Below are 26,398 nucleotides of genomic sequence, written 5' to 3' on the forward strand. Positions count from 1 at the left end.
AAGGTCCATCCCATGAAAACCCGCCAAGACAAGGTCATCATCTCGTGCGCGGTCACCGGTTCCGTGCATACGCCGACCATGTCGCCGCACCTGCCCCTGACCCCCGACCAGATTGCGGAGCAAGCCATCGAAGCAGCACAGGCCGGCGCCGCCATCCTGCACCTGCATGCGCGCGATCCGCGCGACGGCCGGCCCACCGCCGACCCGGCGGTGTTCGACGAGTTCGTGCCGCGCATCCGCGACGCCACGGACGCGGTGATCAACATCACCACCGGCGGCAGCACCCGCATGACGCTGGAAGAGCGCCTGGCTTATCCGCTGCGCGCCAAGCCGGAGATGTGCTCGCTGAACATGGGGTCGATGAACTTCTCCATCCATCCGGCGGCGCGGCGCATCCCGGAATGGCGGTACGACTGGGAAAAGCCCTATATCGAAGGCATGGAAGACCTGATCTTCCGCAACACCTTCCGCGATATCCGCCACATCCTGAAAGTGCTGGGCGACGATTGCGGCACGCGCTTCGAGTTCGAGTGCTACGACATGGGCCATCTGTACAACCTGGCGCATTTCGTCGACGAAGGCCTGGTGCGGGGGCCGCTGTTCATCCAGGCGATTTTCGGCATCCTGGGCGGCCTGGGTCCGGACCCGGAGAACGTCGCCACCATGCGGACCACCGCCGACCGCCTGTTCGGCCGCGACGGCTACCGCTTTTCGGTGCTGGGCGCCGGCCGGCACCAGATGCCCCTGGTCACCATGGGCGCCATCCTCGGCGGCAATGTCCGCGTGGGCCTGGAAGACAGCCTCTACCTGGCCAAGGGCCAGCTGGCCGCGTCCTGCGCGGAACAGGTCCTCCGGATCCGCGGCATCCTGGAAGCGCTGTCCCTGGAGATCGCCAGCCCCGACGAGGCGCGCGCCATGCTGGGGCTGAAAGGCAGCAAGGCCGTGGCTTTCTGACCCCCAGTCCACCCGGATTGGTCCGAAAACCCGGCATGGCAGTTGCTACGCGCAAAAAAATAGCGCGCGGCGGGTACGCGCGCCCGCGAAAAAAGGAGCTGCCATGGCCTCGTCAAGAACGATCTGGAAAGGCGCCATTTCATTCGGGCTGGTGAACATCCCGGTAGGCTTGCATACCGCCGCCGTCGAATCGGGCGTGGATTTCGACTGGCTGGACAAGCGCAGCATGGATCCGGTGGGCTACAAGCGCATCAACAAGCGCACCGGTCGCGAAATAGACCGCGAGAACATCGTCAAGGGCGTCGAATACGAGGACGGCAAGTACGTCATCATTTCGCCGGAAGAAATCGCCGAAGCCTATCCGCGCACCACGCAGACCATCGAGATCCAGCGCTTCGTGCCGGCCGAACAGCTGTCCTTCGTCTATCTCGAGCGGCCCTACTACATCGCCCCGATCAACAAGGGGCACAAGGTTTACGCGCTGCTGCGCGACACGCTGGCCAAGACCGGCAAGATCGGCATCGCCAAGGTGGTCATCCAGACCAAGCAGCACCTGGCCGCGCTGGTGCCGTCGGGCGACGCGATGATCCTGAACCTGATGCGCTGGGGCGACGAGATAAAGTCCATGGAGGACCTGGACCTGCCCGCCGTCGGCGCCAAGGCGCTGGCCGCCAGCCCGCAGGAACAGAAGATGGCCAAGATGCTGGTCGACGACATGTCCGGCGATTGGAACCCGGACGACTTCCAGGATGAATTCCGCCATGCGGTCATGGCGCTGGTCGAACAGAAGGTGCAGGCCGGCAAGACCGAGACCGTGATCGAGCCGCAGGAAGAAGCGCCCAACGTCCGCGGCGATAACGTCATCGACCTGACCGAGCTGTTGCAACGCAGCCTGAAAGGACGGACCGCGGCCAAGGCCGACGCGCCGGCCAAGACGCCCGCCAGGAAGGCGGCGAAGAAAACCGCCGCCAAAACCGCTTCCAAGTCGGCCAAGCCCGCTTCGAAATCCGGCGGACGCACTCGCAAGGCGGCCTGATCATGGCGGACACCCTTGCCAAATACCGCCAGAAGCGGAATTTCGACATCACGTCCGAGCCTGCCGGCGGCGGCAAGCCCAACGAGACCGCGCGCGCCTTCGTCATACAGAAGCACTGGGCCACCAGGCTGCACTACGACTTCCGCCTGGAGCTGGACGGAGCCATGAAAAGCTGGGCCGTGCCCAAGGGGCCCAGCTACGATCCGTCGATCAAGCGCATGGCGGTGCAGGTGGAAGACCATCCCATCGCCTACAACCAGTTCGAGGGCGAGATTCCGAAGGGCCAGTATGGCGCGGGCAAGGTCATCATCTGGGACGAAGGTTCCTGGCGACCGGTAGGCGATCCGCGCAAGGGCTATCGCGAAGGGCATCTGAAGTTCGATCTGATGGGCGCCAAGATGCAGGGACGCTGGGCGCTGGTGCGGCTGCACGGCAAGGAGAATGAACGCCAGCCGCCCTGGCTGTTGATCAAGGACCGCGACGAGTTCGCCCGGCCGGACGCCGAGTTCAGCGTGGTCGACGAGATGCCCGACAGCGTCGTGCCGCTGCGCGCGCAGCGCAAGAAGGCGCTGGCACGCGCGGCCCGCGCGTCCACGGACGGCGATGAAAGCCAGGCCGCCAAGCCCGCCGCGAAGGCGGCGAAAGCGGCGGGGAAAGTGGCGACGAAGGCAGCGACGAAGGCGGCTACGAAGAGCGCTACGAAGGCGGCAGGCAAAGCGGCCACGAAAACCGCGGCGAAGAAAGCGACGAAGTGGGCCGCCAGGGCGGCCGGCGCAGTCGCGGCGGAAAGCGCCACGGATCCCGCCGACGGAGCGACGGACGCCAGCGAACGCCGGCTGCCGGGCGTGGCCCGCGCCCTGCCCGCCATCCTCAAACCGCAACTCGCCACCCTGGTGGACGGCGTCCCCCCCAACCCCGCCGACTGGATCTACGAGGTCAAGTTCGACGGCTACCGCATCGTCGCGCGGCTGGACGAGGACGGCGCCAGGCTCTACACCCGCAACGGCCATGACTGGAGCGCGAAAATGCCCCACCTGGTCAAGGCCCTGTCCAAGCTGAAAGTACAGGGAACCTGGATAGACGGCGAAATCGTGGTCCTGGCCGACAACGGCATGCCCAGCTTCCAGGCCCTGCAGAACGCCTTCGAAGGCGAACATACGGGCGACATCGTCTATTACGCCTTCGACCTGCCTTTCGTCGCCGGCCGCGACCTGCGCGAAGAACCGGTTACCGTGCGCCGCGCCTTGCTGGAACAACTGCTGGGCGGCGCATCCGAAGGACCTGTACGCTTCAGCGCCGCCTTCGACGCCCCGCCGGCCGAACTGGTGGCGTCCGCATGCAAGATGGGATTGGAAGGCATCATCGCCAAGCGCAGGAATTCCTTCTATGTCTCGCGGCGCTCGGACAATTGGGTAAAGCTGAAGTGCGCGCAGCGCCAGGAATTCATCATCGTCGGCTACACCGATCCCGCCGGCAGCCGCACGGGCCTGGGCGCGCTGCTGGTAGCCGTGCACGACGACAAGGGCAGCCTGCGCTACGCCGGCAAGGTCGGCACCGGCTTCGATACGCGCGGGCTGAACGAAATGGCCAGGCGGCTGCAAGCCATTGAAATCCCGGAACGGCCATTGCCGCAGCAGCCCGAGCTGCCGCGCAAGGCACATTGGGTCAAGCCGGAACTCGTCGCCGAAGTCTCGTTCGGCGAATGGACCAAGTCCGGCCACATCCGCCATTCCGTCTTCCGGGGCTTGCGCGGCGACAAGCCGGCGCGCGCCATCACGCGGGAAAAACCGGTGCCCGCCAAGGCCGTGGGCAAGGATGCCGGCGCGGCGGACGTCGAACACGACGCGCCGGCCGATGCGGGCAAGGGCAAGGCCGCGAAGAAAACCGCGGTGAAAGCCGCCAAGAAAGCCGCCAAAGAGGTCGCCAAGGAGACCGCCAAAGAGGCCTCGACGGAACCGCGGGCCCGCCCCCAAGAGACCGCGACCCGGCAAGCCCCGCGCGCGGCCGGCCCCGCGAGCAACGGCAAGCTGGGCCGGCTCTCGAATCCCGACCGCGTCATCGATCCTTCCACCGGCCTGACCAAGCTGGACCTGGCGCGCTACTACGGTCTGGTGGCGCCGCTGCTGCTGGAGCACCTGAAGAATCGCCCGGTGTCGCTGGTGCGCGCGCCGGGGGGCATTCAGGAACCGCTGTTCTTCCAGAAACACCTGGAGGCCGCCATGCCGGGCGTCAAACCGCTGCCGCAGCGCCTCGATCCGGGCCACCCTTCACTGCTGGAAGTGCCCAGCGACGTCGCCATCATCTCGGCCGCGCAGATGAACGTGGTGGAATTCCACACCTGGAACGCCGTCAAGGCCGCGATAGACAAGCCGGACCGCATGCTGTTCGACCTGGATCCCGGCGAAGGGGTGAAATGGGCGGCACTGCAACAGGCGGCCGGGCTGGTGCAGGTGTTATTGCGCGAACTGGGCCTGCAATGCTGGCTGAAGACCAGCGGCGGCAAGGGCCTGCACGTGGTGGTGCCGCTGCGCAAGCAATACGGCTGGGACACCGTCAAGGATTTCTCGCAGGCGATCGTGCGCCATCTGGCCAGCACCCTGCCGCAGCTGTTCGTGGCGAAGAGCGGCCCCAAGAATCGGGTCGGGAAAATATTCGCCGATTACCTGCGCAACGGCTTCGGCGCCACCACCGTGGCGGCCTGGTCGGCGCGCGCGCGGCCCGGGCTGGGGATATCGGTGCCGATCGCTTGGGAAGAGCTGCCGGAGATCAAGAGCGGCGCGCAGTGGGCCATCAGCAACGCCCACACCCGGCTGGATGCCGGCAACGATCCCTGGAAGGATTACCAGCCTCAGTCGGTTTCCGCCGCCATGAAAGCACTGGGCTTCGATCCCAGGGATTGAACCGGGCCGGCGGTTGCCCGGCGTCCCCGGTCAGCGCCCGTTGGGGCTGCCCGACGCGCCCGTACCGGAGCCGCCGCCACCTCCGCCGGGCCCTTGGCCGCCGCCCGTCAAGGGCGAGCCCTGTTCCGTTCCGGTGCCGGTGGGCGCGGCGGGACCCGCCTGGCGCGGCGAAGGCGTGGCCGCGCCCTGGGCCGCGCGCTGCCGGATGGCGGCGGCTTCGGCGTCGTCGCGTACGGGTGGGGGCAACTGCGCCAGATAGCCCGCTACGGCGTCGATGTCCGCGTCGCCCAGCTGACGGGCGATGTACGGCATCTGTCCGCTCGCATCGGTGTTGCGCGTGCCGCTCTTGAACTCGCGCAATGCCGCGGCCAGATAGCCGGCGTGCTGGCCGCCCAGGTAAGGATAAGAGGGTGGCAGGCCGGCGCCGCCCGGCCCGTGGCAGTTCACGCAGCCCTGCACGTGCAGCGATTCGTCGCCCGCCATGAACAGGGTTTCGCCGCGCTTGCGCGCGTCCGCCGCCTGCCCCGGCGCGCCGGATGCGCCCGCCGCCGGCGCGTTGGGTGCAGGTCCACCGGGTGCCGATGCACCGGGTGCCGATGCACCGGGTGCCGACGCACCGGGTGTCGACGCACCGGGCGCCCCCGCGCCAGATGCCGGCGCCGGCGCGCGCAGTTGCTCGTAGTAGGCCGCCACCGCGGCCCGCTCATTCTCCGCCAGGCCTTTGGCGATGGGCGCCATGATGGGATTCTGCCGGCGCCCGTCGGCGTAGGCGTCCAGTTGCTCCCGCGTATAGGCAGCCGATTGTCCGACAAGCCGAGGAAACCCGCCGGCGGCGTTGCCCTCGCCCTGGGCGCCGTGGCAGGTCACGCAGGCCAGCACGCCCTTGGACGCATTGCCGTTGGCGGCGATGCGCTGCCCCAGCGACGTATCGGGCCTGGCGTCCTGCCCCTGCGCGACAGCCGGCCCCAGCGCGCAGCCCAGCAATACCGGCGCCAGCGCCTTCGACAAGCGATTTCGTATCTTCATGGCGCACCTCAGGCATTGACCAGCGGAGCCGGCGACTTCAGGTACCGCGACACGATGGCATCCGCGGCCCAATAGGCCAGCGCCCCCACTGTGCCGGTAGGGTTGTACGACGCGTTCTGCGGAAAGTTGGACGCCCCGATCACGAACAGATTGTGCAAGTCCCAGCTCTGCAGATAACGGTTCACCACGCTGGTGGAGCGATCGTCGCCCATCACCGTCCCGCCGGTATTGTGGGTGGTCTGGTATTGCGTAACCGTATAAGGCCCCCGACGCGCCGCCCCGTGCACCTCCTTCCCGCCCATCGCCTTGCCGATCTCCAGCGCCCGATCCGTCAGGAAACCCGACATCTTCAGATCGTTCTCATGGAAATCGAAGGTCATCCGCAGCAGCGGCAGCCCCCAGGCATCGCGATACGTGGGATCCAGATCCAGGTAATTGGCGCGACAGGAAACCGAACTGCCATGCACGTTCAGCACCGACGTATGGTTGTAGTGCCGGATCACCGCCTTCTTCCATTCCGATCCCCACGGCGGCGTGCCCACCGGCGTCGGATGGAATTCGATCGGACGCCCGTTGGTCATGACTTCGCCGATATACGCCCCGCCCACGAAGCCATGCGGCCCATGGTCGAAGTTGTCCGACACGAAATCGGACACCACCGTGCCGCAGGCGCCCGAACGCATGAACGGATTGATATTGACGCTGGCATCGTAGAAGACCTGCACCGCGCTCATGGTCTGATAGGCATAGCCGCGCCCCACCACCCCTTTGCCGGTCGCCGGATCGTAGGGCTGGCCGATGCCCGACAGCAGCAGCATCCTGACGTTGTTCAGCGCAAAACCGCCCAGGATGACCAGATTCGCCGGCTGCTCGAACTCGCGTCCCGCGGCGTCGACGTAGGTGACGCCCGTGGCCCGCTTGCCATCCTTGTCGACGTTGATGCGCAGCACCTGGCACTGCGTGCGCAGCTCGAAGTTCTTGTCCTTCAGCAGCACCGGCAGCAATATCGTCTGCGGCGACGACTTGGCATAGTGTTCGCAGCCATAGCGCTCGCAGAAGCCGCAGAACATACAGGTGTTCAGCGTCATGCCTTCCGGGTTCGTGTACTGCTGGCTAAGGTTCGCGGACGGCTGCGGATACGGATGAAAGCCCAGGCCCGCCGCCGCCTTGCGAAACATGGCGGAACCATAAGGCTCTTTCATCGGCGGCGTCGGGTAATCGCGCGAACGCGCGTCCTCGAAAGGATTGCCGCCTTCGACCTTGCCGGTCTTCAGATTGCCGGCCTTGCCGCTCACGCCCAGCAGATATTCGAAGCGGTCGAAATAAGGCTCCAGCGTCGCCGCGTCCACGCCCCAATCCTGCACGAACAGGTCGTCCGCCATGAACTTCTTGCCGTAGCGCTCCTCGGTCAGCGTGCGCATGCGCAGGTCGCTGTCCTGGAAACGATAGGTCTGCCCATTCCAGTGCACCGCCGCGCCGCCCAGGCCGGTTCCGGGCAGGAAACTCTCCCAGCGGCGTATGGGCAAGGCTTCCTGCTGGCTGTTATTGCGGAAGGTGACGGCCTCCTTGGTGTTGTCCTGCATCAGCGCCTTGCGCACGGAGTAGCGCAGTTCGTCGTGCATGTACGGCCCCTGGAAGTCCGGCACGGTAAAGCGCGGCTCGCCGCGCTCCAGCCCGACCACATGCAGTCCCGCGCGCGTCAATTCGCGGCCTAGCATGGTGCCGACCAGGCCGACGCCGATCAGCACGGCATCCGTCTCGGGTAGTTTGGTGGCCATGTCAGCGTCCCCCTTGCTGCCGGGCCGGCGCATGGTCCGGCATGGATGGCATGCCGGCGTCGGGGCTGCCGGCGGTCGCGGGCACTTCGGGGTGGATATGGATGACGCCGCGCGAGTCCTCGGCCAGGCTCAGGGGCGCGCGGTTGTAGGCGATGCCGTGCTGGTCCACCAGGTGGTAGTAGGCGGCGTGCGCGCCGGGAAAGCCGATCATCTTCCAGGACACCATGTCCTTGTTGCCCCCATACACCGGATCGCTCAGGAAACCTTCCACCGTCATGCCCCATAGCGATTCGAAGAACACATTCGCCGGCACGCCGTTCAAGTCGCGCTTGCTCTGCTGCAGATCGCGCAGAAACGCGTCCTGCTCCTCGGGCGATCTTTTCTCGAAAGGCGTGCCGCCCTTCGCGGCCTCGTCGCGCAAGGCGCGACAGGCGTTGCGGAACAATTCGGCCGGCGTGAACGGCAATTGATAGCCCTGCGTGGGCTGGCCTTGCTTCCAGGGGCCGCCGCGGAACAGGCGCTCGCCGGCGCCCCATGCGCCGCCCAGTTGCTTGTCGATATAGTTGGGGACGTCGGCCTCCAGGGCACCGGGCCCGGCTTCGTCTTGCGGAATCAGGCGCGCAACCGCCGCGCGCACGAAAGCGGCCTCCTCGGCGGTCAGGAAAATATAGGTGGAAGCCGCCTGCTCTTGCGGCGCGGGCGCGGCCAGCGCGGTCGGCGCTGTCGTGACGGTCGCGGCCGCGAAACCGGCGCGTTTGAGGAAACTGCGTCTTGACGGAATCATTTGTGTGCCCTCCCTGGACCAGCGCGGCGGGGGCGCATAGGACGTTCCCGAGCGCCCCGCCGCGCATCGCGCCATGGGCGGGCACCACCGGACAGGTGTGTGCGAACCGCGCTACGCCCACCCGGGTTCGCATGGCGGTTGAGTAGCGCCTGCCCCTGCGTTGTAGGGACATCGTGGCGACGTGTGTCGTCTGGCAACGCCGCTCGTCGCTGCCGCGTCGGCGGGAAGACGAAGACGGGGCCCGCGGGTATGGCGCCTGCGGAACCTCTCGCATCTGCCCGGACATGGGCTGGCGACCCGGCCGGCATGTGCCGGCGGTAATCCCTCAGGAGACGACGATGGACAACGAAGGCATCACCATGGACAGGGACGTCCTGGAGTCGCATTACATGGACTGGCTGCGCGATGCTCACGCCATGGAACAGCAGGCGGAAACGATGTTGACCGCCATGGCCAAGCGCATCGAGAACTATCCCGACCTGAAGCGCCGCATCGAGCAGCACATCGAGGAAACGCGCGCCCAGGCCGAGCTGATCGCGCAATGCATCGAGCGCCGCGGCGGCGATACATCGACGATAAAAGACCTGGCGGGCAAGACCATGGCGGGCATGCAGGGCGCCATGGGCATGTTCGCGAGCGACGAGATCGTCAAGGGCGGCATGATGAGCTACGCCTTCGAACACTTCGAGATTGCTTCGTACCGCAACCTGATCGAAGCGGCGCGCATGGTGGGCGATCGCGAGACCATGGCGATATGCGAGCGCATCCTGACGGAAGAACAAGCCATGGCCGACTGGTTGCAGCACAACATGGCCAGCGTGACGCGGCGTTTCCTGGAACTCGCGCAGATACCCGACGCGAAAGCCAAGGTCTGAAGCCCCGGTTTACTTCCTTCGCTTGGACGGCGGCTTGCCCGCCGCCGCGCCGCGGTGGCCGGAGCCGGCCGGATGACCGGACCGGCCCGCCCGAGCCGCCACGGCCGCGAGCCCCGCGGCCAGGCGGTCCCTGCGCCGCCGCAGGCAGCCATGCATATCCGCCGTATCGTTGCCGGCATACTCCGCGGTTCTTGTGTCGCACTGATCCTTGGGCATCGTCGCAAGCCTATCCGTTGTCATTGCCTGTCATCCGCGCGGGATACGTGCAATGTGCGTGCCCGCTCCGGAGGCATGGCGGTTGCCGCCGCCTCGTCCTGCTGCATAGAAGAGGTACCCCCCGCCCGCGACGGTTCAGCGCAGGGTGCTCAGGCGCCACCAGGCGGGCAACAGGGCCCGCACCTTCGCCCGCCGGAACCGGTCATCGATAAGGTAGACAATGCCGCGATCGGTCTCCGTGCGGATCACCCGCCCCGCCGCCTGCACGACCTTCCGCAGGCCCGGATACAGATAGGTGTAGTCGAAGCCGCTGCCGAAGCGGGCCTCCATGCGCCGCATCATCTGCTCGTTGACGGGATTCACCTGTGGCATGCCCAGCGTCACGATAAAGGCGCCGATCAAGCGGTCCCCCGGCAGGTCCACGCCCTCTCCGAACATGCCGCCCAGCACGGCGAAGCCCAGGCCGGCGCCGCCCGGCGCGAATCGATCGAGGAAGGCCTCGCGTCCAGCCGCGTCCATGCCGGCGGCCTGCCGCCATGAAGGCAGCCCGGGGTAGCGGCCCTGCAGCTGGCACGCCAGCCGGCTCATGTAATCGAAGCTGCTGGCGAAGCACAGGTAATTGCCAGGACGCTGCCGATACGCCTGCGCCATGATATCGACGATCGCGGGGATCGACGCATCGCGGTCGCGATAGCGGGTCGAGACGTTGCCCACCAGATGCACGTCCAATTGCTCCGCGCGAAACGGCCCGGGGACATCGATCCAGCCACAATCCGGCGGCAGCCCCAAGGTATCGCGATAAAAAGCCATGGGGTTCAGCGTTGCCGAGAACAGCACCGCGCCATGCGCGGCCTTGAAGCGTGGCGACAGATACGGCGCGGGGACGGCGTTGCGGACGCATAGCGTGCCCCGTGGCCGATCGCCTTGCCCGGGCGACTTGCCGGCGTCGTCGAGGTCGTCGCGCGTGATATCGAACAGGGAATGGTCACCCAGGTCCTCCGCCAGCCGCGCGAATGCCAGCACAGCGAAATACAGCTGCAGCAACGGTTCCGGCGCTTCGCCGCCCTGCTCGGCGAAATGCGCGGACAGGGCCGATGCGGTCTGCTGCAATTGCATCAGCAGCGCCGGCGGCGCCTCCTCGTGGACCGCATAGCGCCGCGCCTGCGCCTTCAGCAGTTGCCGGCATATGCGCCGCAGCGCGTCCAGCGGCTTGCGCAATACCGGCGGGGCCACGCGCCGCGCCGCCGCGATATCGTCCAGCCGCAGCTCGGCGGTGTACATGCGGCGCGCGCGCTCCACCATGTTGTGGGCCTCGTCCACCAGCAGCCCCACCCGCCACTGGTTCGCCACCGTCATCGCGTACAGCATCGCGCTGGAGTCGAAGTAGTAGTTGTAGTCGCCCACCACCACATCGCTCCAGCGCGCCAGCTCCTGGCTCAGAAAGTACGGACAGACGTCATGGGCCAGCCCGGCCGCGCGGACGGCGGCGCGGTCCATGGCGTGGCCGCGCAGCGCCGCGGCGCGTGCCGCGGGCAGTCGGTCGTGGAAGCCACGCGCCAGGGGGCAGGAATCGCCGTTGCAGGCTTTGCCGGGATGTTCGCAGGCCTGTTCGCGCGCCACCATCTCCAGCACGCGCAGCGGCAGCGCGACGGCATCCTGGCGCAGGCCTTGCAAAGCCGCCAGCGCGGACTGCCGGCCCGCCGTCTTGGCGCAAAGAAAAAACACCTTGTCCAGCGTACCGGCGCCGGCCTTGAGCATGGGAAAGATCGTCGCCATGGTCTTGCCTATGCCCGTCGGCGCCTGGGCCAGGACGCAGCGCGCGTCGCGCCCCGCCCGAAAGACCGCTTTGGCCAGGTCGCGCTGGCCCGCGCGGAATTGGCCGTGGGGAAAGGCCAGGCCAGCCAGGGCGGCGTCGCGCGCCCGGCGATGCGCCATCTCCTGGCGCGCCCAGGCCAGAAAGCGTTCGCACTGCTCCGTGAAGAAGTCGCGCAACGCATCGGCGCCATGCGATTCCACCAGCACCGTTTCCTGCTGGGTGCCGATGTCGAAATACACCAGCGCGACCTCCATTCCATCCAAGCCGCGCTGCTGGCACAGCAGATGGGCATAGACCTTGGCCTGGGCCCAATGCAGCGCGCGATGATTGGGTGGAATGCGGTCGACGCTGCCGCGGTGTGTTTTGATCTCTTCCAGCCGGTTGCGCGCGGCATCGTAGCCGTCCGCCCTGCCACGCACCCGCAACGGCCCATGCGCGCCGGTCAGGCTGAGTTCGGTTTCGTAGGCTCCGCCACGGCGCTGGGTCACGAACAGATGCCCCGCCTGCCCTTCCTGCGCGGAAGGCGCCGGTGTGAATCGCAGATCGAGATCGCCGCGCCGCGCGGTGAAATCGCACAGCGCGCGCACCGCGACGACATAGCCGTCAGGCGGCGCGGAGGCTGGGGCGGCCTCGGACCGGGAAGGCGCGCGGGCGGAGACGGACATGGATGAGCATATACTGTATTTTCATACAGTATAGCGGCGGCGGAGCCTGCCCGGGATCGATCGATGTCGCGCATCGCGGAGGCCTGCGCGAAACTTCGCCAAGTCAACCGCTCTTGCCATCCCATCATCAAACCGGAAATATCCATGAACAAGAACCAGGTGCTGCGCCAGGCCATCACGTCGGGCAAGCTTTTCACCGCCATGTCGGCGCACAACCCGCTGTCGGCCAAACTGGCCGAGGAAGCCGGCTTCGGCGCGATATGGGGCAGCGGCTTCGAGCTTTCCGCCAGCCATGCCGTTCCGGACGCCAACATCCTGTCGGCCGGTACGCATCTCGACATGATGCGCGCCATCGCGTCGGTGGTTTCCATCCCGCTGATCGCCGACATCGACACCGGCTTCGGCAACGCGGTCAACGTCAGCTATGTCGTGCCGCAATATGAGGCGGCCGGCGCTTCGGCCGTCGTCATGGAAGACAAGACCTTCCCCAAGGACACCAGCCTGCGCGCCGGCGGCCGGCAGGAGCTGGTCCGCGTCGAGGAATTCCAGGGGAAAATCGCCGCCGCGGCCGCCGCGCGGCGCGACAAGGACTTCCTGGTCATCGCCCGGACCGAAGCCCTGATCGCCGGCCTGGGCCAGGAAGAAGCCCTGAAACGAGCGCTGGCCTACGAAGAGGCCGGCGCCGACGCCATCCTGATTCACTCCAAGCAGACCACGCCGGCCGAAGTCCTTTCCTTCATCAAGGCCTGGCCTGGCAAGACGCCGCTGGTACTGGTGCCGACGGCTTATCCGGAGCTGACCGAAGCCGACATACAGCAGTTGGGGAAGGTAGGCCTGGTGATCTACGGCAACCATGCCATCCGCGCCGCGGTAGGCGCCATGCGCGCGGTCTTCGCACGGATACGCGCGGAGGGCGGCATCCGCGGCGTCGACAAGGACCTGCCCACGGTCAAGGAAATCATCCGCCTGCAAGGCGACGAGCATATGCGGAGCATAGAGGCGGCCTACCTGCGCTGAGCCGGCGCACGCTCCGGAGCCCCGGGGACTATCGAAGGTAAGTATCAGTCATTGCTGAGCAATCAGCCGCGTGGGGCCGGCACCAGCCCGGCGCTCGCGATGGAAACCTGGCTCGGCACGACAGGCATGGAAACTGCTACAGGCGCCGCACCCGCGCCGAGGACGTTCCCAACGAACGCTTCGGCTCCATAGACGATAAACGGGTTCCCAATGCTCATCCGGCCACGCCGGACCGCCCTTCCCGGCTTTTCGCGTTGGGACCGCCCGGCGAAGAGGGTACGAGCAAATGGCAAAAGAGCACGCTTCAACCGGCCCGCACAATGAGCCGGCCGGTGGCTGGGGATCCGCCCGCGCGGTCGGGTCCATCCTGGTCAAGGAACATCGCCTGATGCATGGCACGCGCGTGCTGATGCAGCAGAACAAGCCCGACGGCTTCATGTGCGTCAGTTGTTCCTGGGCCAAGCCGGCCCATCCCCATCCCTTCGAATTCTGCGAGAACGGCGCCAAGGCCACGGCCTGGGACATCACCAGCAAACGCGTGCCGGCGAGCTTCTTCGCCGAACACACCTGCACCGAACTGGAGTCCTGGTCCGACCATGAACTGGAAGCTATCGGCAGGGTAACCGCGCCGATGCGCTGGGACGCCGCCACCGACACGTACGTGGAGATCGGCTGGCAGCAGGCCTTCGACGAGATCGGCGCGCTCTTGCGCGCCCGCGACCCGGACTCGACGGTTTTCTATACCTCCGGCCGGGCCTCGCTGGAGACTTCCTACATGTATGCGCTGTTCGCGCGCATGTACGGCACCAACAATCTGCCCGACAGCTCGAACATGTGCCACGAAAGCACGTCCGTCGGCCTGCCGAAGACCATAGGCGTACCCGTCGGCACGGTCACGCTGGAAGACTTCGAGCATACCGACTGCATGTTCTTCTTTGGCCACAACACGGGCACCAATGCGCCGCGCATGCTGCATCCGTTGCAGGAGGCCCGCCGGCGCGGCGTGCCCATCGTCACCTTCAATCCCTTGCGCGAACCTGGCCTGGTCAGCTTCACCAACCCGCAGTCTCCCGTGGAAATGCTGACGGGCAAGGAAACGCAGATCAGCACGCAATACCTGCAGCTCAGGCTGGGCGGCGATACCGCGGCGCTGGGCGGGCTGTGCAAGTGGCTGATAGAAGCGGACGACCAGGCCCGTGCGCGAGGCGGCGAACCGGTGCTGGACCATGCCTTCATCGCCGAGCACACGCACGGATTCGACGCCTTCGCGGAGGCAATGCGCGAGCTGTCCTGGGAAGACATCGAACGCGAGTCGGGCCTGACGCGCGCCGCGCTGGGCGAGGCGGCCGCGACCTATGCGCGGGCCAAGGCTTGCATGCTGCTGTATGGCATGGGACTGACGCAACACCGCAACGGCGTGCAAAGCGTGCAGATGATCACCAACCTGTTGCTGTTGCGCGGCAACATCGGCAAACCGGGCGCGGGCGTCTGTCCCATCCGCGGGCATTCCAACGTGCAGGGGCAGCGCACGGTCGGTATCACCGAAAAGCCCGACCACGTCCCCAACGACAAGCTGCGCGAACTCTATCACTTCGATCCGCCCACGAAAAAAGGCATGAACACGGTCGAGGCCTGCGAAGCCATCCTGGATGGCCGGGTATCGGCCTTTGTGGCGCTGGGCGGCAACTTCGCCCGTGCCACGCCGGATCATTACCGCATGGAGCCGGCGTGGCGGCGGCTCGACCTGACGGTCGGCATCACGACACGGCTGAACCGCAGCCATCTGCTGCACGGCAGGCATGCCTACCTGCTGCCCTGCCTGAGCCGCATCGAGATCGACCGGCAGGCGACCGGGGAACAGGCCGTCTCCATGGAGGACAGCACCGGCTGCTTCCATGGATCGCGCGGCGTCCACGAGCCGCCCGGCGACAAACTGCTGTCGGAACCGGCCATCGTCGCCGGCATCGCCAAGGCCACCTTGCCGCCGAATCCCCGCGTCGATTGGGACCGCTGGGTCGGGGACTATGCACTGGTGCGCGACGCCATCGAGGCGACCTACCCGAAAATCTTCAAGGACTTCAATTTCCGTATGTGGAACCCGGGCGGCTTCCACCGCCCCCTGGGCGCGACGGAACGGAAATGGGAAACGGAAACCGGCAAGGCGAACTTCGTGGTGCCGGAGACGCTGGACGGCGATCCCGACATGCCGGCGCAGGGCGAGGACGTCATCCGCCTGATGACCACGCGTGGCGACAATCAATTCAACACCACGGTGTACGCCCTGGACGATCGCTTCCGCGGCATCCATGGCACGCGGCAGGTGATCATGCTGAACCCGGACGACATGGCGCGGCTGGGCCTGCGCGAGGACGACGTCGTGACCGCCTGCACGGTGGCGCACGACGGCTTCAAGCGCGAGGTGGGGGGCCTGCGCGTGCGGCCCTTCAATATTCCCACGGGTTGCGCGTGGTCGTACTACCCGGAATGCAATCCGCTGATCCCGCTTTGGCATCATGCCAAGGAAAGCAAGGTGCCGGCCGCCAAATCGGTGCCGATCACGCTGCGCAAGGAGGCCTGAGACATCCATGAGCCGGCGGGTGGGGGAGCGACGCCCGGCCGCGCGGGACGCCGCGCGACAGCGGGCCTTATGGCGGGCGGTTCGAGGATCGGGCTCATGGGCCGGCGCAGTCTGGTCCGGCTTGTGGAGCGCCATGGCCGCGGCCGCGCCCGGCCAAAGCGTCCTGGCGCCGGCCGGCATCCAGGCCGAACGCATACTGGCGTTGTGGCACATCACCCTGCTGGTATGTACGGCGGTCTTCGTCGCCGTGCTGCTGGGTCTGGTCGCCGCCATCCGGCGGGGCACGCGCGCGGCGCGCTCCGACGCCGAGGCCGCGCGGCGCGGGACCGGCGCAGCGCTTCGCGCCGGGCATATCGGAACGGCGCGGGGTGACCGGACGCATCGCGACCCGACGAAGGCCGACCCGGCGCCGCCCGACCCGCGGGCGGAACGCCGATCACGGCGCATCGTCGTGGCGGCCACCGCCGTCTCGGTGGTCCTGCTGTGCGGCCTGGTGCTTGCCGATTTCCTCACCGACCGCGCCTTGTCGCGCCTGCCGATGGAAGATCCCCTGCATGTCGAAATGATCGGCCATCAATGGTGGTGGGAAACCCGCTACCAGCCCGACGGCGACCGTCCGGCCTTCGTGACCGCGAACCAGCTGCGATTGCCGGTGGGACGCCCGGTACTGATAACGTTGAAGTCCTCCGACGTGATCCATACCTTCTGGGTGCCCAACCTGCACGGCAAGCGCGACATGATCCCCGGGCGCGACGCCCAGATCATGCTGCGCGCCGACCGCGCCGGCGACTATCGCGGGCAATGCGCCGAGTTCTGCGGCGCCGAACATGCCTTGATGGCGTTTTCGGTGTCGGCGGTATCGGCGCGGGACTACGCCGGCTGGGCGGACCATGAAAGGCAGGACGCCGCGCGGCCGGACGATACGGTGGCGCGGCGCGGCATGGGAATATTCCTGGGCAACGCCTGCGCGCAGTGCCACACGATACGCGGCACGCCGGCCGCCGGCACCCTGGGACCGGACTTGACGCACCTGGCCAGCCGGCCGCTGCTCGCCGCCGGCGCCATCGCCAATACGCCCGGGAACCTGGCGCAGTGGATTTCCCAGCCCGGCACCATGAAACCCGCGACCACGATGCCGCCCACCCGGCTCCCGCCCGAAGATCTGCAGGCGCTCGTGCACTACCTGGGGTCCCTGCGATGACGACCGTGCCCGATACTCTCCCGCGGCCTGATGGTCACCGCGGCGCCGTCAGCGCCGCGGCGCAAGGCCCGGACGACGACGCGCCGCGCCTGCTGGACGGCCCGGAGGCCTGCGCCCAGGCGCGCAAGGCGCTGGCCGATACCTGGCGCGATCCGCCCGGTTGGCGCGGCGTGCTGTGCGCCATCAACCACAAGACCATCAGCCTGCGCTTCATGCTGGCCACCTTCGTGTTCTTCCTGCTGGGCGGTCTGCTGGCGCTGGCCATGCGCCTGCAGCTGATCCGCCCGGACAACGGGCTGATCGGCCCGACGCTATACAACCAGCTCTTCACCATGCACGGCACCACCATGATGTTCCTGTTCGCCGTGCCGGTAATGCAGGCGGTGGCCGGTTATCTGGTGCCCCTGATGATAGGCACGCGCAGCGTGGCCTTCCCCAGACTCAATGCCTATGCCTTCTGGGTCTTCGTCTTCGGCGGGCTATTCCTGTTCGGCGGCTTCGTCCTGGGTTCCGGTCCGGACGCCGGCTGGTTCGCCTACGTGCCGCTGTCAGGACCGGACTACTCCACGGGCAAGGGCGTCGACATCTGGGCGCAGATGATCACCTTTACCGAGCTGGCGGCGCTGCTGGAGGCCATCATCCTGATCACCACCATCTTCAAGCTGCGCGCCCCCGGCATGACGCTGAACCGCATGCCGCTGTTCGTGTGGGCGACCCTGGTGACGCAGTTCATGGTGCTGTTCGCCATGCCCTCGGTCATGTTCGGCAGCACGGCGCTGATCCTGGACCGGCTGGTCGGCACGCATTTCTACAACCCGGCGCGCGGCGGCGACGTCCTGCTGTGGCAACACCTGTTCTGGTTCTTCGGCCACCCCGAGGTCTACCTGATTTTCATTCCACCGCTGGGCTTCATCTCCACCATCATTCCGACCTTCGCGCGGCGTCCGATATTCGGCTATCCGGCGATGGTGCTGGCCTTGATCGCGGTCGCGTTCCTGGCCTTCGGGCTGTGGGCGCATCATATGTACGCCACCAGCATGCCGGAGCTGGGCAAGCGTTTCTTTACCGCGTCCAGCCTGTCGATTGCCATTCCCTCGGGAATCCAGATCTTCTGCTGGCTGGTCACGCTGGCCACCGGACGGCTGCGCTGGAGCGTGCCGCTGTGCTTCGTGCTGGCCTTCTTCGTCATCCTGGTCATGGGCGGGATGACCGGCATCATGCTGGGCAGCGTGTCGCTGGACCTGCAGGTACACGATACCTACTTCGTCGTCGCGCACCTGCACTACGTATTGTTCGGCGGCGCCGTGTTTCCCTTGTTCGGCGCCTTCTACTACTGGTTTCCCAAGTTCACCGGCCGCCTGCTGAACGACAAACTGGGTTACTGGCATTTCTGGCTGTTCTTCATCGGCTTCAACGTCACCTTCTTTCCCATGCATCTGCTGGGCCTGGAAGGCATGCCGCGGCGGGTATGGACGTATCCGGCCGATATGGGCTGGAACGGCATGAACCTGGGCGCGACCGTCGGCGCCTGCATGCTGGCGGCCGGCGTTCTGCTTTTCATCTACAACGTGCTGCGCAACCGGCGGCGCGGGGTGCCGGCGGGCGCGAACCCCTGGGGCGCGGGCACGCTGGAATGGTTGACCGACAGCCCGCCGCCGCCGCACAACTTCGATAGCCTGCCCGTCGTGGCATCGCCCAACCCCTTGTGGGAAGACGGCCCCCGCGGCGGCGTGGCGGGCCTGGCGGCCGATGCACGCGAGGTGCTGTCGACCACGGCCGTCGACGCGCGTCCCGATCTGCGGGTGCTGTTCCCCACGCCGTCCCTCTGGCCCTTCCTGAGCGCGGTGGCGACTTCGGTCCTGTTCATAGGATCGGTCTTCACGCCCTGGGCGGTGGTCTGGCTCTCGTTCCCCGTGGCCGCCGCCTTCATCCTGTGGTTCTGGCCGCGGCGGCACGGCACGCGGCAGGCAATGCGACTGGAGCGGCGGCCATGAGCGGAAACGAACGCATGACGGGCGAGGTCATCGACGTATCCAGCCTGCCCACCTATGGCTTCAGCCATCGCAGCCTGATGTGGTGGGGCACCCTGGGCTTGATGCTGATCGAAGGCACCGTCTTCGCCATCGGCATCATGAGCTACTTCTACCTGCGCGGCCTGGCGCCGCAATGGCCGATCAGCGCGGATCCGCCCGGGATGGCCTGGGGCACCGTGAACACCGTTCTGCTGGCGCTGAGCCTGCTGCCCAACCACCTGGCGAAGCGGGCGGCGGAGGCCCGGCTACGCCGTCGCGCCGCCTTGTGGATGTTCGTCTGCCTGATCCTGGCGGTCGCCTTCCTGGTGTTGCGCGCACTGGAATTCACTCACTTGAACGTGCTGTGGAACGAGAACGCCTACGGCGCGGTCGTCTGGTTCCTGCTGGGCCTGCATACCACCCATCTGCTGACCGACACGATCGACACCGGAGTGCTGACCGTGCTGCTGTTCACCGGACCGTTCGACGGCCGGCGCTACGTCGATGTCAGCGAAAACGCAATGTACTGGTACTTCGTAGTGTTCAGCTGGATACCGGTCTATGCGGTCATTTACCTGGCGCCGCGTCTCTAAGGGGGAATGATGGAACGGGTCACCTCCCCTCCCGGCCCGCGCGGCCTGGCCGTCATGGCGCTATCGTCCGCCATGGCGCTTTTACCGGCCGTGGCGCGCGCCCATGTCGCCTCCGCCGGCGCGGCCGGCCGGCCGGTGCTCTTCGCGGCGCCCGAGCCCTGGGTGGCGGCCTTGCTCGGGCTGAGCCTGCTGCTCTATCTGGCCGGCTATCTGCGCCTGCGCGCGCGCCGCGCGCACGATGCGCCTTCCCATGAAGGCGACCACGCCCGCAACCGGCAGTTGCTGGCTTTCCTCGGCGGCTGGGTCGCGTTGTGCATCGCGCTGGCATCGCCGCTGGATACGCTGAGCGGCCTGCTCTTTTCCGCGCATATGGTGCAGCACGAGATGCTGATGATCGTTGCCGCGCCCATGCTGGTGATGGGAAGACCGTTGGCCGTGTGGCTATGGGCCTTCCCGCACGGCTGGCGGCGGCCCATCGCGCGAGCCTGGCGCTGGGCGCCGCTGTTGCGCGCCTGGCATCTGGTCACGGGAGCGCTGGCCGCATGGCTGCTGCATGCCGCCGCGTTGTGGCTGTGGCACGTGCCGCGCTTTTTCCAGGCCGCGCTGGCGGATCCCACCATACACGCCTGGCAGCATGCCAGCTTCCTGGCCAGCGCGCTGTTGTTCTGGTGGCCGATCTTCGGCATGCGGCGCCGCGCGGCGCCGGACGGTTATGCCATGCTCTCTTTGTTCACCACCATGGTCCATACCGGCGCGCTTGGCGCTTTGCTCACGCTGGCGCCGGGACTTTGGTATCCGGCCTACATCGAACCGGCGGCGGCTCTGGGCATCGATGCGCTGCGCGACCAGCAGCTGGGCGGGCTGGTGATGTGGGTGCCCGGCGGGCTGGCCTATCTGATTGGCGGGCTGTACGTCGCCTGGCGCTGGCTGTCGCGGCCCGCGCTGTCGGTGGCGGGCGCGGCGCTGCTCGCGGCCGCCGGCGCGCTGATGGCGGCGACGCTGTTCGGTGCCCCGCGCGCGGAAGCCGCGCCGCCGGCCCAGGCCGGAGGGGCGGCGTCCGCCGCCCCGACCTCCGGCACCGGCGTCGATGCCATGCTCATCGCGCGTGGCAAGTACGTCGCCAGCGCCGGCGACTGCATGGGCTGCCACACCAATCCAAAGGGCGGCGCGCCCTATGCGGGCGGCCGCGAGCTCTGGTCGCCGTTCGGCACCATTATCTCCACCAACATCACCCCGGACCCCCGGCACGGCATAGGCGGCTACACCTATGAAGAGTTCTCCCGCGCGCTGCGCAAGGGCGTCGCGCGCGGCGGCAAGCCGCTTTACCCGGCCATGCCTTACGCGTCCTTCGCGCGGATGACGGAAGACGACATGCGCGCCTTGTACGCCTACGTCATGCACGATATCCCGCCCGTGGACCGGTCGCCGCCACCCACCACGCTGCCCTTCCCCTTCAACCAGCGCTGGATGCTGCGCGGCTGGCAGGCCATGTTCGTGCCGGATGAGGCCTATCAAACCCGGCCGGAGAAAGACCCGCAATGGAATCGCGGCGCCTATCTGGTCCAGGCGCTGGGACATTGCGGCGCCTGCCACACACCGCGCGGGCCGGCCTTCCAGGAAAGGGGCGACGACGAAACATCGCCGCATTTCCTGACCGGCGGCGTCAACGACCACTGGTTCGCGCCCAACCTGAACAGCGGCATGGGCTCCGGCCTGGGCCGCCTCGGCGTCGACGAACTGGCGGCCTTCATGAAGACCGGCTACAGCAACGGCAATATGGCTTACGGCAGCATGGTGGAAACTATAGAGACCAGCCTGCAGCACCTGAGCGACGACGATCTGCGGGCGATCGCGGTCTACCTGAAAAGCCTGCCGCCCAATGCAGACGCGGGCCGCTATATTCCCGGCCGCGCGGAAGTCAAGGAAGCTACCGCGGACCAGGGCAACCGCACGCTGGACACGGAGTCGGTCGGCGCGGCGGTGTACAAGTCCTTCTGCGCCCAATGCCACCAGGCCGACGGCCGCGGCATTCCGAACGTCTACCCGCGGCTGGCCGGCAATCCTTCCCTCCTGGCCAAGGACAAAACCTCGCTGATGCGCATCGTGATGGAAGGCGGCCATAGCGCCGCGACCCAGCATGGGCCGGCGTCGCAGCATATGCCGCCCTTCGATACCATTCTGACCGACGCGCAGATCGCGCAGGTGCTCACCTTCGTGCGCGGCTCCTGGGGCAATGACGCACCGCCCGTATCGGGCACGGAAGTCGGCCAGATGCGGCAGGCGCTGAAGAAATAGCGCATAAACAGCGCGGCATACCGCTTGCAACGACGGCGCTGTCGTATCACCACGGCGCCATCATGCGACTTCATCATCTGAATTGCATCTCGTCCTGCCCGCTGGGCGGCCATCTCATGGATGGACGCAGCGACTGTCTGTTCTGCCGCGGCACGCTCTGCTGCCACTGCATCCTGGCCGAGACCGCGAGCGACGGCCTGGTGCTCATCGACACGGGCTTCGGCCTGCGCGACGTACATGCGCCACGCACACGGCTGAGCGCATTTTTCCTGTCTCTGCTGAAGCCGGATTTCAAGGAATCCATGACGGCGGTGCGGCAGATCGAACGCCTGGGCTACCAGGCGCGCGACGTCAGGCATATCGTGCTCACCCACCTGGATTTCGATCACGCCGGCGGCCTGGATGACTTCCCCGAAGCCGCGGTGCACCTTTCGCGCCCCGAGCGCGAGGCCGCCGCGCGGCAATCCACCTGGCTGGACCGGCAACGCTATCGGCCACAGCAATGGTCATCCCGACGGCGCTGGAAAGAATATCCGGCAAGCGGCGAGGCCTGGTTCGGATTCGCGGGGACGCGCGCCATCGATGGCATCCACGAGGACATCGCCCTGGTGCCGCTGCACGGCCATACGCTGGGCCACGCCGGCGTCGCGGTACGCCGCGGCGACGGCTGGCTGCTGCAGGCCGGCGACGCGTACTTTTATCACCAGGAGCTCGACGCGGACCGGCCGCGCTGTACGCCGGGCTTGCGCTTCTATCAATGGATGATGGAAAAGGACCGCAAGGCGCGGCTGGGCAACCAGGCCCGGCTGCGCGCGCTGCGCCAGCAGCACGGTAGCGAGATCACCATCTGCTGCAGCCACGATCCGCATGAGTTCGACGCCATGCGGGCCCGGCCATCGCCTTCCGTGCCGCGGCCCGCCACCCCATGAGCGCCGCGAGCGAGACAAATCTACCAAGGATGAGTCAGCAATCATCGATAGACAGCCTGCGGGAAGCCTACCGGGCCGGGCGCCTGGTGCTGTTCGCGGGCGCCGGCGTATCCGCGGAACTGGGCCTGCCCACCGGGCCCGAGCTCGCCATGCAGATGGCCAGCCATCTGCAGGAGGATCCCGGCAAGTTCTGCGAGTATGGCGACGTGCGGGCGCTGGCGGAGTACTACCGCCTGCGCTGCGGCCTGGATCCCTTGCGTGAATGGATGGCCACGGAGTGGCACCGCGACGATATCGACATCAAGCGATCCGAAATCCATGCGCTGATCGTGCACTCGCGCTTTCGCAGCATCTACACCACCAACTTCGACCGCTGGCTGGAGTGCGCGCATGATGCCTACGGCAAGCCCTATATCAAGGTCGCCAGCGTGCGCGACCTGGCCGCGCTGGCCGAAAGCGAGGCGCGGCCCATCATCAAGTTCCATGGCGACCTGGACTATCCCGATTCCATGGTGCTGGACGAATCCAGCTACTTCGAACGCTTGAGCTTCGAATCGCCGCTGGACCTGAAACTGCGCGCGGACCTGCTGGTGTACCCGGTGTTGTTCATCGGCTATAGCATTTCGGACATCAACATCCGCATGCTGTTCTGGAAGCTGGCCAAGCTATGGCGCAAGCCCGTGCACGTCGCCGAGCGTCCGCCGTCGTATCTTTTCTGGCATCTCGACAACCCGGTGGCCAGCGCGGTGCTGTCGGAGTGGGGCATACAAGTGATCTCGTCGCGGGAGACCGACCCCGGCAAGGCGCTGCTGGATTTCCTGCGCGACCTCGCGGACGACGCGGATCATGCCGCCGGGCGGCCGGCGACCTAGGCACCCGGGTTGCTGCAACGGGGCACCGACATCCCTGCCTTCATCCCCGGAGCAAGCTCATGCACACGCTACCCGTCCGCGCGCTCGGCGCCGCCGCGCTGCTGTTTTCCTGTACGTTCGCCAACGTGCAAGCCGCTCCCGACGCCGCGCGCGCCAAACAGATCGCGACCCAGCATGCCTGCCTGGGCTGCCACGCCGCGGACAAGAAGCTGGTCGGCCCGGCGTACCAGGACGTCGCCGCGAAATACAAGGATGACGGCGGCGCCCGCGCGCACCTGGCGCAGAAGATCAAGGCCGGTGGATCCGGCGTATGGGGCCCCGTCCCGATGCCGCCCAATCCCACGCTGAGCGATGCGGATGTACAAGTCCTCGTCGACTGGGTCCTGGCGGGCGCGCCGGATCAATGATGATGCCGCGCCGATAAGCGCGGCTCGTCCGATATGCGCCTCACGCCCGCGTTCTACCCCCCTCTTGATGCTGGATTGGGCGCGCCCTTGGCGGTGTAGTAGGTATAGTCCCAGGTCGAGTTGGGATCGCCCGGATACCTCTCCGGGAAGGTGTCGCAGACGACCCAGCGCATAAGGCCCGCCGCCCATGGGTCGCATACGTACCACAGCGCCAAGGAGTTGCCGCTGGTCCCGGGGCTGTATGCGCTGATGACGACGAAATGGCCCTCGTCAGCACCCGTATTGGGATTCAGATGGACCGCGAATGGCCTGTCGTTCACCAATTCAATCCTGAGCGCATTCCGCGAAGGCGTACCGATCACGCCCTTCCTGAAGACACCTACATATTGCATCGGAGGTATCAGTTGGTAGTCCCGGTTGCAGAGGCTATCCGTATATCTGGTGCCCGTGCATTGTGATGGCGTCAGTCCGAACATCGCGCAATAGAGCTGCAGCTGGGTGAACGTCGACCAAGTCTGGCTCTGATAGTAATTGCCCAGCGCTGTCGACACGGCCGCCCAGCACCAGTGGGTGTGCTGCTGCTCCTGGAAAAAGTTGGGGTAGCTGGTCGAAGCCCCCCCTCCCGGGGTTGCGACGAGTTCACTACCTTTCGCCGGCGCGGCGCCCTCCAGGGAAAGCCGCTTCAGCGACAGACAGTTGGGCAGGCGCTGTTCATTGGTCGTATCCATGGGCCGTCCTCATCAACGCTTCAACCAGGCCAGAAAATCCGCGGCATCGTAAACCTTGTGATGCGCGATCGGGCCTGCCACCACGGTCGGCGCCATCGGAACGATGAGATCGCCGGCCACGCCATGCAGCCATAACGCGGCCACGTATTCCGGCCTGACGCAATGGAGTTCACGGACCTCGTAATCCTGGCCGGCGGTACGTGGATCGTCTTCCGCCGCCTGCAGCGCGGCTACCGTGGATGCTGTCATCGGCGTATCGATGCTGGTCGAAACGACGATCGGCTTGCCATCGGTATCGACATCCACGCAGATGTCGTTCACTACCGATCCATCGGAGAACAGCAAATGGCGCCAGCAGCCGGCCGTCGCCTTGTCCAGGGGCCGTGGCGATGCGATATCGTCGGTCCGCAGGTAGTACATGCGCAAACTTTCCGAGATGGAAACGTCCTGCGGATCGAACCGGGCCTTGGCCGGCATCATTTCCAGGCAACCGCCCTGGACGAAATTGTTGAGGAAGGAATTGATGGCGTCATCCGTGCCGTCGGGCGCGGTGCCGAATGCGATAGTCATGACGGGCCGCCTCTGGAAACTGGTCTGTACGCGATCCACCCTACTGCACGTAAATGTAGGGATCCCACGAGAAGAAGTATGTCTGGGGATTGAGCCCGCCGGTCGTCAAGGAGCAGCTGATCCTGTACGTCGATGCCGATGCATTGACGATCTGGCCTACCCAGAAGTTATAGGTGTCCTGTTTCGGGTGGCCGATGCTGCCGCCAAACACATCACCGCTGGTGACCGCAAAACCCATAAAGGCCACCTGGTCGCCCAGGTTCGGGTTGAGGGGATCGATATAAAAGCCGATGTAGTCCCTGGGGTGCGCCACTGTTTTCAGTTCCAGAGACCCCTGCCCGGCGCTGCCGTTGTCGGTTCGGTTATCGAACATGTAGACCTGGCCGGGGCTTACCATACCCCCGCCCGTGGACGCCACCCTCGAAGTGTCAACCAGTACTCTGACCACGGTCTGGGGATTGGTCGGACTGTAGTCTTCCGAGGGAATAAGCGCGACCTTGGCCTGAGCGGCAGCCAGATCCCTGGCCGGCGGCAAAACCTGTACGTCTATGAGCATGGCGGACTCCACTATGGTGACGGGATATACCGACGATGTGTTCAGGTAACGTTGATCGTGGGCGTCACCTTGATCGTGCTCGGGTTGCCCGTGCTGGCAATGACATCGAAGGAAACGTCATAGGTATACGTCCCGGCGGTTGTCGCGGATCCGACGTATGCAGTGTTATCGGTATTGTCGCTGGCAAGCTGCGGCGTTCCGGTCGCGCCCCACGCACTGCAGTCGCCGATTTCGACGAAGGTGGCGATACCGGGCGACTTCGGATTCACCAGCTCGAGCTTCCAGCAGATCACGCTGCCCCGGGACACGCGGGCTTGGGAACTATCGACCCAATAGACGCCCGTCGTCTGTCCCGGGGAAACGACCAGGTCGTCGATCAGGATGCGGATGTAGACGTCGGCGTCCGTGGTAGCAAAGGGCATGATGGGCTCCCATTCGAATCGACCTGCCGGGGATCGCGTCGTGCATCCCCTCGGCCAGCGGAACGAATGGTGCCAGAGGTCGACCTCGCCAGGTAGATTCGCGGCCACCAGACACCGTAATGTCGTGTAACCAGGCTTGTTGATGCGCCGACCGCGATCCCGCGGCTG

General features: G+C 66.4%; 21 protein-coding genes. 13 read left to right on the forward strand and 8 right to left on the reverse strand.

Features of this window, described 5'->3' with window-relative positions; all coding sequences use genetic code 11:
* Window positions 1-12 precede the first annotated feature (12 nt).
* From kce to ligD, 3 genes are all read left to right on the forward strand, one after another.
* Window positions 13-954 (forward strand): 3,5-dioxohexanoate:acetyl-CoA acetone transferase, encoded by a 942-nt coding sequence (kce, locus tag ACNA0R_RS10520; protein ID WP_415825934.1) that lies wholly within the window; start codon window positions 13-15, stop codon window positions 952-954.
* A 103-nt stretch (window positions 955-1,057) separates the two neighbouring features.
* Window positions 1,058-1,990, forward strand: a complete 933-nt coding sequence (gene ku, locus ACNA0R_RS10525; RefSeq protein ID WP_415825935.1) for a non-homologous end joining protein Ku — start codon at window positions 1,058-1,060, stop codon at window positions 1,988-1,990.
* 2 nt (window positions 1,991-1,992) lie between these two features.
* Window positions 1,993-4,890, forward strand: coding sequence for a DNA ligase D (ligD, locus tag ACNA0R_RS10530; protein WP_415825936.1), 2,898 nt, complete (start codon window positions 1,993-1,995; stop codon window positions 4,888-4,890).
* 30 nt (window positions 4,891-4,920) lie between these two features.
* Here ligD and ACNA0R_RS10535 read toward each other — a convergent pair whose 3' ends face one another.
* From ACNA0R_RS10535 to ACNA0R_RS10545, 3 genes are read right to left on the reverse strand one after another with little or no spacing between them, the layout of a single operon-like run.
* Entirely contained in the window at window positions 4,921-5,916 is a 996-nt protein-coding gene (locus ACNA0R_RS10535) for a c-type cytochrome (protein ID WP_415825937.1), read from the reverse strand.
* 8 nt (window positions 5,917-5,924) lie between these two features.
* The gene (locus tag ACNA0R_RS10540; protein WP_415825938.1) at window positions 5,925-7,694 is read right to left on the reverse strand and encodes a GMC family oxidoreductase; all 1,770 of its coding nucleotides are present in this window, start codon (window positions 7,692-7,694) and stop codon (window positions 5,925-5,927) included.
* Window position 7,695: 1 nt separating this feature from the next.
* A complete protein-coding gene (locus ACNA0R_RS10545) occupies window positions 7,696-8,478 on the reverse strand; it encodes a gluconate 2-dehydrogenase subunit 3 family protein (protein WP_415825939.1) in 783 nt (260 codons plus the stop codon).
* Between the two features lie 338 nt (window positions 8,479-8,816).
* On the opposite strand from ACNA0R_RS10545, the gene ACNA0R_RS10550 reads away from it, so the two are divergent.
* On the forward strand, window positions 8,817-9,353 hold the full coding sequence (locus ACNA0R_RS10550) for a ferritin-like domain-containing protein (protein ID WP_415825940.1): 537 nt from the start codon (window positions 8,817-8,819) through the stop codon (window positions 9,351-9,353).
* 351 nt (window positions 9,354-9,704) lie between these two features.
* Here the strand turns inward: ACNA0R_RS10550 and ACNA0R_RS10555 are convergent, their stop codons facing one another.
* The gene (locus ACNA0R_RS10555; RefSeq protein ID WP_415825941.1) at window positions 9,705-12,050 is read right to left on the reverse strand and encodes an ATP-dependent DNA helicase; all 2,346 of its coding nucleotides are present in this window, start codon (window positions 12,048-12,050) and stop codon (window positions 9,705-9,707) included.
* Between the two features lie 144 nt (window positions 12,051-12,194).
* Here ACNA0R_RS10555 and ACNA0R_RS10560 point away from each other — a divergent pair, with 144 nt between their 5' ends.
* The 9 genes from ACNA0R_RS10560 to ACNA0R_RS10600 all read left to right on the forward strand — a co-directional run bounded on the left by ACNA0R_RS10560 (window position 12,195) and on the right by ACNA0R_RS10600 (window position 23,954).
* Window positions 12,195-13,067 (forward strand): phosphonopyruvate hydrolase, encoded by an 873-nt coding sequence (locus ACNA0R_RS10560; protein WP_415825942.1) that lies wholly within the window; start codon window positions 12,195-12,197, stop codon window positions 13,065-13,067.
* Between the two features lie 286 nt (window positions 13,068-13,353).
* On the forward strand, window positions 13,354-15,645 hold the full coding sequence (locus ACNA0R_RS10565) for an FdhF/YdeP family oxidoreductase (RefSeq protein WP_415825943.1): 2,292 nt from the start codon (window positions 13,354-13,356) through the stop codon (window positions 15,643-15,645).
* Between the two features lie 133 nt (window positions 15,646-15,778).
* A complete protein-coding gene (gene coxB / locus ACNA0R_RS10570; RefSeq protein WP_415825944.1) occupies window positions 15,779-16,846 on the forward strand; it encodes a cytochrome c oxidase subunit II in 1,068 nt (355 codons plus the stop codon).
* 89 nt (window positions 16,847-16,935) lie between these two features.
* The gene (ctaD, locus tag ACNA0R_RS10575) at window positions 16,936-18,840 is read left to right on the forward strand and encodes a cytochrome c oxidase subunit I (RefSeq protein ID WP_415826069.1); all 1,905 of its coding nucleotides are present in this window, start codon (window positions 16,936-16,938) and stop codon (window positions 18,838-18,840) included.
* Window positions 18,837-19,451, forward strand: a complete 615-nt coding sequence (locus ACNA0R_RS10580) for a cytochrome c oxidase subunit 3 (RefSeq protein WP_415825945.1) — start codon at window positions 18,837-18,839, stop codon at window positions 19,449-19,451. The genes ctaD and ACNA0R_RS10580 overlap by 4 nt, the downstream gene beginning before the upstream one ends.
* A 6-nt stretch (window positions 19,452-19,457) precedes the next feature.
* Window positions 19,458-21,746 carry a cytochrome c oxidase assembly protein gene (locus ACNA0R_RS10585; RefSeq protein WP_415825946.1) on the forward strand — a complete coding sequence of 763 codons (2,289 nt, stop codon included), beginning with the start codon at window positions 19,458-19,460 and terminating at the stop codon, window positions 21,744-21,746.
* Window positions 21,747-21,808: 62 nt separating this feature from the next.
* The gene (locus ACNA0R_RS10590) at window positions 21,809-22,675 is read left to right on the forward strand and encodes an MBL fold metallo-hydrolase (protein WP_415825947.1); all 867 of its coding nucleotides are present in this window, start codon (window positions 21,809-21,811) and stop codon (window positions 22,673-22,675) included.
* A 29-nt stretch (window positions 22,676-22,704) separates the two neighbouring features.
* The gene (locus ACNA0R_RS10595) at window positions 22,705-23,547 is read left to right on the forward strand and encodes an SIR2 family protein (protein WP_415825948.1); all 843 of its coding nucleotides are present in this window, start codon (window positions 22,705-22,707) and stop codon (window positions 23,545-23,547) included.
* A gap of 59 nt (window positions 23,548-23,606) precedes the next feature.
* A complete protein-coding gene (locus ACNA0R_RS10600) occupies window positions 23,607-23,954 on the forward strand; it encodes a c-type cytochrome (protein WP_415825949.1) in 348 nt (115 codons plus the stop codon).
* 53 nt (window positions 23,955-24,007) lie between these two features.
* On the opposite strand, the gene ACNA0R_RS10605 is transcribed toward ACNA0R_RS10600, so the two are convergent.
* Genes ACNA0R_RS10605 through ACNA0R_RS10620 form a run of 4 tightly spaced genes read right to left on the reverse strand, consistent with a single transcriptional unit; the run spans window position 24,008 to window position 26,230 of the window.
* Window positions 24,008-24,682 carry a hypothetical protein gene (locus tag ACNA0R_RS10605; protein ID WP_415825950.1) on the reverse strand — a complete coding sequence of 225 codons (675 nt, stop codon included), beginning with the start codon at window positions 24,680-24,682 and terminating at the stop codon, window positions 24,008-24,010.
* A 12-nt stretch (window positions 24,683-24,694) separates the two neighbouring features.
* Window positions 24,695-25,252: a hypothetical protein gene (locus ACNA0R_RS10610; protein ID WP_415825951.1), complete on the reverse strand. Its 558-nt coding sequence runs from the start codon at window positions 25,250-25,252 to the stop codon at window positions 24,695-24,697.
* A 40-nt stretch (window positions 25,253-25,292) separates the two neighbouring features.
* Window positions 25,293-25,808 carry a hypothetical protein gene (locus ACNA0R_RS10615; RefSeq protein ID WP_415825952.1) on the reverse strand — a complete coding sequence of 172 codons (516 nt, stop codon included), beginning with the start codon at window positions 25,806-25,808 and terminating at the stop codon, window positions 25,293-25,295.
* Between the two features lie 41 nt (window positions 25,809-25,849).
* Entirely contained in the window at window positions 25,850-26,230 is a 381-nt protein-coding gene (locus tag ACNA0R_RS10620; protein WP_415825953.1) for a hypothetical protein, read from the reverse strand.
* Window positions 26,231-26,398: the final 168 nt, after the last annotated feature.

Source organism: Bordetella sputigena (genome assembly GCF_965137885.1).
In the GTDB taxonomy this organism is placed as follows: Bacteria; Pseudomonadota; Gammaproteobacteria; order Burkholderiales; family Burkholderiaceae_B; genus Bordetella_C; species Bordetella_C sputigena.

Coding starts and splice junctions, on each gene's coding strand:
- ACNA0R_RS10560 (WP_415825942.1), top strand. CDS start 12,195: ATGAACAAGAACCAGGTGCTGCGCCAGGCCATCACGTCGGGCAAGCTT.
- kce (WP_415825934.1), top strand. CDS start 13: ATGAAAACCCGCCAAGACAAGGTCATCATCTCGTGCGCGGTCACCGGT.
- ACNA0R_RS10605 (WP_415825950.1), bottom strand. CDS start 24,682: ATGGATACGACCAATGAACAGCGCCTGCCCAACTGTCTGTCGCTGAAG.
- ACNA0R_RS10540 (WP_415825938.1), bottom strand. CDS start 7,694: ATGGCCACCAAACTACCCGAGACGGATGCCGTGCTGATCGGCGTCGGC.
- ACNA0R_RS10615 (WP_415825952.1), bottom strand. CDS start 25,808: ATGCTCATAGACGTACAGGTTTTGCCGCCGGCCAGGGATCTGGCTGCC.
- ACNA0R_RS10565 (WP_415825943.1), top strand. CDS start 13,354: ATGGCAAAAGAGCACGCTTCAACCGGCCCGCACAATGAGCCGGCCGGT.
- ACNA0R_RS10610 (WP_415825951.1), bottom strand. CDS start 25,252: ATGACTATCGCATTCGGCACCGCGCCCGACGGCACGGATGACGCCATC.
- ACNA0R_RS10620 (WP_415825953.1), bottom strand. CDS start 26,230: ATGCCCTTTGCTACCACGGACGCCGACGTCTACATCCGCATCCTGATC.
- ACNA0R_RS10585 (WP_415825946.1), top strand. CDS start 19,458: ATGATGGAACGGGTCACCTCCCCTCCCGGCCCGCGCGGCCTGGCCGTC.
- coxB (WP_415825944.1), top strand. CDS start 15,779: ATGGCCGCGGCCGCGCCCGGCCAAAGCGTCCTGGCGCCGGCCGGCATC.
- ACNA0R_RS10545 (WP_415825939.1), bottom strand. CDS start 8,478: ATGATTCCGTCAAGACGCAGTTTCCTCAAACGCGCCGGTTTCGCGGCC.
- ACNA0R_RS10555 (WP_415825941.1), bottom strand. CDS start 12,050: ATGTCCGTCTCCGCCCGCGCGCCTTCCCGGTCCGAGGCCGCCCCAGCC.
- ACNA0R_RS10600 (WP_415825949.1), top strand. CDS start 23,607: ATGCACACGCTACCCGTCCGCGCGCTCGGCGCCGCCGCGCTGCTGTTT.
- ligD (WP_415825936.1), top strand. CDS start 1,993: ATGGCGGACACCCTTGCCAAATACCGCCAGAAGCGGAATTTCGACATC.
- ACNA0R_RS10580 (WP_415825945.1), top strand. CDS start 18,837: ATGAGCGGAAACGAACGCATGACGGGCGAGGTCATCGACGTATCCAGC.
- ACNA0R_RS10595 (WP_415825948.1), top strand. CDS start 22,705: ATGAGTCAGCAATCATCGATAGACAGCCTGCGGGAAGCCTACCGGGCC.
- ACNA0R_RS10590 (WP_415825947.1), top strand. CDS start 21,809: ATGCGACTTCATCATCTGAATTGCATCTCGTCCTGCCCGCTGGGCGGC.
- ACNA0R_RS10535 (WP_415825937.1), bottom strand. CDS start 5,916: ATGAAGATACGAAATCGCTTGTCGAAGGCGCTGGCGCCGGTATTGCTG.
- ku (WP_415825935.1), top strand. CDS start 1,058: ATGGCCTCGTCAAGAACGATCTGGAAAGGCGCCATTTCATTCGGGCTG.
- ACNA0R_RS10550 (WP_415825940.1), top strand. CDS start 8,817: ATGGACAACGAAGGCATCACCATGGACAGGGACGTCCTGGAGTCGCAT.